This window comes from Marinilabilia sp. (assembly GCF_016278715.1).
In the GTDB taxonomy this organism is placed as follows: Bacteria; Bacteroidota; Bacteroidia; order Bacteroidales; family Marinilabiliaceae; genus Marinilabilia.
Genome location: NZ_JADQBH010000160.1, coordinates 1 through 4,729 on the forward strand (window position 1 = coordinate 1; position 4,729 = coordinate 4,729).

Consider the following 4,729-nt stretch of genomic DNA (forward strand, 5'->3'; position numbering starts at 1 on the left):
CTGGGGTAAACGACTCTTCAAAACAATCAAACGCCAACTGTCATTGATATCCATATCTCCAATTAATGCCTTCACCACCGATACAAAAGGAATATTTACAGAACCAAAAATCAGATTGAACAAAAGCAAGGTTATTGACAAAACAATCAACCCTGACAACCAAAAAATAGTAAGTTGCCTGCCTGATAAATATTGTGTTAATAGTTTCTGCATCCTATCAATCGTTCAGGAATTCAAAATAGACAGGCTCATAATCAGAATAAAGTCCGGGATGAAAACATACAGCCAAATCTTTTAAAACCACATCAGGCTCCACAATTCCCTTTTCAAAAAAATTCGAGTAATTGGTATTTGAGAATACCACTCTGTTTTCCTGAAAAGATTGAAAATCAGCGTATCGTTCATCCATTTGAAGAAAATCAGCTTTAGAAAATTTGCCTTCTTGATTAACAGTAATCAGCCAAAAATCGCTCTCCCTGAAATCATTAAATACCGTTTCAAAGTCCAGGGCAAAAGAACCGGTTCCTGAACGATCACTGTATGCGTATCGGGTTCCTGCATCTTCAAAAAAAGTGGCCATGTAACTATCTCCGGCCGGGATATACCAGATATCATTAAAAAGAGTTCCGGTAAGAATGGAGGGTTTTTGCGGGGCGTTGGCGACCACTTGTTTGACGGCTTTGTATCTGGAAACAATGTCTGAAAAAAGTTCCCTGGCTGTATCTTCCTTATTGAAAAATGTGCTAAAAAACACCATCCATTCGGCACGTCCAAGAGGCGAAGCTTCTATGTAACCACAATCATTAACAATCAATAATCCTGCTTCCTCAAGCTGACCATAGCGGTTGTCCATAAATGGGGAAACAAAAATAAATTCGGGCGCCGATTCAAGCAAAACCTCAACATTGGCAGCACTGGCAAGCCCCACATCTCTGATAACTCCCTTCGCTAACTGCTCCTGAACAAACCTATTGGAGATATAGTGCGGTTCAGCCACGCTTTTCAAGGTTTCCAGAACCCCGATCTTTTCGGCAAAAACCACCTGAGTCGATGAAAAAGCCGTCCACCGACTGACAGGATATTCAATAAAGGGAACATTCGAATTCCGAAATTTAGCAGGTGAATCCTCATCTCCCACCAGAATATACTGCCCCACAGCAGCAGAATCCCAAGGGTCCGCAACATGCACCAATTTCACCCCATCATAATAAGAAATGCTAAATCCTTTTGAATAAACCGGAATATAGACCGAATCAGGTTGTTGCATTCCAAACAACTCCTTTACCGGATTATTAGCCGGGCCTGATTCACAGGCCGAAAGAAAAAATAAAAGCGCCAAGGCGCCCAGGAAAGATTTCAATACCATCACTTTACCTCCCGAAAGCTTTATTTAGTTAAAATATACAATGCACAGGCAGGTCTTCTGGCTTACTCCGGATTGAATCGCCTTCCCGGAAAAACAATGTTCAATATTCAATTATCAATGTTCAAGGTAATTGGTCAACGATAATTGGTCATTACTCATTGCTTCCAGTGGCAACAGAAAGTATTCAATCCATTACTAAGAGCTTACAGCTGCGGGTACAGCTCCGGACTTTAACCGGATTCCCTGTTAGGCACAAATGGCACCCGTTACATTGATTGCAAAAATACATTAATTTAAGAGATTTACAAGACGCTTAACGGTTTCGAAGTTCCACATTCTTCTCAAGAATCCATTTTCCTTTTTTCAACTCTAAAACATCATAGGAGAAATCCGGACCATAATAACTTCGGTCACCCTCATACATAGGTTGCAAAGGTGCCAGATGATCCATCACAATCCTATTCCCTCTGTTTTCGTATCGCAACATCATATTGGCCTGGTTACTGTACTCATAAATCAAACGGCGCTTGGTTCTTCCGTGGTCGTCGAAAATAAGTGCCCCAAAACGCGGACGTCCGCTTTTACTAAGGGTTATCACATCCACAACCCGAATACGCGAAAAAGCATCATTCCCGTTGTAACCCAATAAAGTATAAAAAACATCACCTTTGAACGCCTCAGTAATTAATTCATAATAAACTGCACCAAACCATTTTTCCGGCTTCAAAACCGCATATTCAGGAGTTGGTATCTCACCACTCTTATCGTCCAGACTATAAGCACGTACAACGTTTTCGTTCTTCACACCTATTACTCCATACAGATGATGATCTCCATTACGTTCCTCCACATTCCAGGTAACCACCTTCAATTTATCATCTGATGATATCAGCGTTGAAAGCCCCTGATAATCGGCAAAATCGTTGTCAAATGTCGATGAATTCTGGATTAACAGCTCTATTCTGGATTTCAAGGAATCGGAAAGAGAGAATACTATTCCGCGTCCACGGCTTTGAATCATTTCATTAAGAACAAAAACCACCTCCAGATCAGGAATATGCAACAACTCTTCTCTTGAGTTTAAAACCACCAAAGAGGTAACATTATCCAACGACTCCAACACAATACTCAGATCAATTTCGTCCTGACTTTCCACAACTTCCTTAAAATGAGCGACAGCCTGATTTCTTTCAGAATTGTAAATGCAATAAATTAAACGATCAGGTCTGATTTCAAAATCTACGTAGGTGGTGTAAATCGAGTAATTTTTATCGGAATTGTCAACTACTTTCCACCCCCCCAAAAAATCACTCTCCGGAATTATACCAGTTTTTTCTTCAATACTTTGCTCAAGTAATTTCAAGAAAGAGTTGAAACGAAAATCTTTCTCATTGTCATCTGAATTACGAAAAGAATCCCAGGCACTCTTAAGCCTGTTGGAAGTTTGCGCATACCCGGAACCAGAAAAGAGAAATAAAAACAACAAAGAAATGCAGGATATTTGCCGTAACATAATCAGAAAAATTTTAATTATCTATGAGCCCGGTCTAAAAAACATCTATATTGCCAAACTCTTCGTTATTGCATTTCTTGAATCCTCATTAACAAAGGGTTAACCCGGATGCAACAATTTTTAAAGCCTCGATTCTGACAAAAATATACCTTTTTCAATCACACTCATCTATATTTTTATATATGTCTTCTTTTACCTACTTTTGTGGTAACAAATAACATGCAAAACCAGGAAAATGGAGAACAAAGAAACAAAAAAAATGCCACGCCTGTTGAAAATAGGCATCGGAATAGCAGTTGGAGCAGCACTGGGATACGCGTATTACTATTTCATTGGTTGCAACGGAGGTACCTGCCCCATAACCAGTAATCCATGGAATAGTACAATTTCAGGCATGGTGCTGGGAGCAATATGGACAATAAAGTAAGTCATCATTTCTTACACAACCGGGTATAATGCAAAGTTAAAAGTTTTAATAATCCGTAAACTGGGGATTGTGCTATCAGGCAAATAGGTAAATAGACAATTAATGATTAGGTCGAATTCCAAACCCAGAATTCAGAACACAGTTTGCATATAAAATCCCACATTGGAGAAATAAAGGGGCCCAAAACTCAACCCCCTTCGCTTAGTCCCAGTTAAGAATTACTTTTCCGCAATTTCCTTCTTCCATAATGTCAAAACCTTTCTGGAAATCATTGATATGGAACCGGTGCGTAATCATTGGGGACAAATCCAGCCCTGACATAAGCATTTGTTCCATGTGGTACCAGGTTTCGAACATCTCGCGGCCATAAATTCCTTTCAACATGAGACCTTTGAAAATAATTGTATTCCAATCCACGACAGTGGAAGAAGGGAGGATTCCAAGAAGCGAAATTTTTCCGGAATTGTACATGTGAGCCAGCATTTGATTAAATGCAGCCTGGGAACCTGAACATTCAAGACCAATATCAAACCCAATCATGCCAAGATTACGAACCACATCGGTAAGACTCTCCTCTTTAGGATTCACCACTTTTGTGGCTCCCATTTTCCGGGCCAGTTCTGCGCGATAACCATTCATTTCTGTAGCCACTACATACCGTGCACCGGCAAATTTGGCAATGGCCACACACATACTACCAATCAATCCGGCTCCTGTAACCAGAACATCCTCGCCTATCAGGGGAAAAGACAGAGCTGTGTGCGTTGCATTTCCGAATGGATCCATAATGCTAACAATCTCATCAGGAATCTGGGGATTAATTTTCATTACATTATTAGAGGGGACTTTCACATAGTCGGCAAATGCACCATCGATATTTACCCCAATTCCTACAGTTCTTTCGCATATATGCTGACGTCCCCGCCGGCAGTTCCGACAATGACCACAGGCAATATGCCCCTCACCGGTAACGCGATCGCCCTCCTTAACATTGCTCACTTCCGAACCCACAGCAGCCACATAGCCTACATATTCATGACCGATAACCATCGGTGTCCGAATGGTTTTTTGAGCCCATTCGTCCCATTTATAAATATGTAAATCTGTACCGCAAATAGCAGTTTTTGTAACATTAATAATGACGTCATTATGTCCGGGAACAGGTACAGGAACTTCTTTCAACCAGATACCCTTTTCCGGTTCAGCTTTAACCAGCGCTCGCATTGTTTTCAATCCCATGAAAGTATTTTTGATAATCAGTGATTTTTCTTTACACAAATTTAAGCAAGCACAACGCTCAAAAAAACAACAAAAATCAGCTTTCAGAAGCTTTTACATCATTTTTTACAGCTTCCTCCATTTCCTGATTTATCCGGTTCAGATAATTGTAGAACTCAATTTGAGACCGGAAAGGTTTTTCTCC

4 protein-coding genes, 1 pseudogene and 1 riboswitch are annotated in these 4,729 nt (G+C 40.4%); of the genes and pseudogenes, 1 reads left to right on the forward strand and 4 read right to left on the reverse strand.

Annotated elements, in window-relative coordinates:
• From QZZ43_RS10260 to QZZ43_RS10270, 3 genes and pseudogenes are all read right to left on the reverse strand, one after another.
• Positions 1 to 213: pseudogene (locus QZZ43_RS10260) on the reverse strand (iron ABC transporter permease); the annotation flags it as partial.
• 4 nt (positions 214 to 217) lie between these two features.
• Complete coding sequence (locus QZZ43_RS10265) at positions 218 to 1,366, reverse strand: ABC transporter substrate-binding protein (protein WP_291858651.1); 1,149 nt, start codon at positions 1,364 to 1,366, stop codon at positions 218 to 220.
• A 29-nt stretch (positions 1,367 to 1,395) separates the two neighbouring features.
• Positions 1,396 to 1,648, reverse strand: a riboswitch (cobalamin riboswitch).
• A gap of 31 nt (positions 1,649 to 1,679) precedes the next feature.
• Complete coding sequence (locus QZZ43_RS10270) at positions 1,680 to 2,879, reverse strand: hypothetical protein (RefSeq protein WP_291858641.1); 1,200 nt, start codon at positions 2,877 to 2,879, stop codon at positions 1,680 to 1,682.
• 235 nt (positions 2,880 to 3,114) lie between these two features.
• On the opposite strand from QZZ43_RS10270, the gene QZZ43_RS10275 reads away from it, so the two are divergent.
• Positions 3,115 to 3,306, forward strand: coding sequence for a DUF6132 family protein (locus tag QZZ43_RS10275; RefSeq protein ID WP_291858645.1), 192 nt, complete (start codon positions 3,115 to 3,117; stop codon positions 3,304 to 3,306).
• A gap of 201 nt (positions 3,307 to 3,507) precedes the next feature.
• On the opposite strand, the gene tdh is transcribed toward QZZ43_RS10275, so the two are convergent.
• Positions 3,508 to 4,530 carry an L-threonine 3-dehydrogenase gene (gene tdh / locus QZZ43_RS10280; RefSeq protein ID WP_367221474.1) on the reverse strand — a complete coding sequence of 341 codons (1,023 nt, stop codon included), beginning with the start codon at positions 4,528 to 4,530 and terminating at the stop codon, positions 3,508 to 3,510.
• Positions 4,531 to 4,729 lie beyond the last annotated feature (199 nt).